The sequence below is a fragment of the Halorubrum sp. Atlit-8R genome (genome assembly GCF_003666025.1).
Lineage (GTDB): Archaea > Halobacteriota > Halobacteria > Halobacteriales > Haloferacaceae > Halorubrum > Halorubrum salinarum.
Map to the genome: position 1 here is coordinate 1 of NZ_QPLV01000089.1, position 429 is coordinate 429.

Annotated in this window: 1 pseudogene; it reads right to left on the reverse strand. The window is 57.1% G+C overall.

Features of this window, described 5'->3' with window-relative positions:
* Positions 1-294: pseudogene (locus tag DVK05_RS16690) on the reverse strand (cell division protein); the annotation flags it as partial.
* Positions 295-429 lie beyond the last annotated feature (135 nt).

Genomic DNA, 429 nt, shown 5'->3' on the forward strand with positions numbered 1-429 from the left:
GACGATGGCCTCGGCCTCGGTCGTGATGCGGCCGTCGAGTTCGTCGAGCACTTCAGTGGCGTTCTCTTGCATAATCTGAGCGCCGAGTTCGTTGTCACCGCCGACGCCGTGACCTTTCACGCGGTCCTGTCCAATGAGGGCCGTGTCTATATCGAGGTTCTGGAGGTCTGCTCGTGCCGTATTAACGGCGAGGGCTCCCCGAACAGCATTGAACCCCATGTCGTAATCGAACTGGGCAAGCGACTGGGTCACTTTCCCACCAGCCTGCCCGACACCAATCAGGACGACTTTCATACCAGATGTCTTGTGAGGCTGACTAATCAACGTTGTCCTCACACTGTGAACGGGCGACAAGGCAGGGTAAAGCGGTTCTTGACCCAGAATACAGGGTGCGCTTACTCGACCTGAAGCGTGTAGATCCGTTTGCGA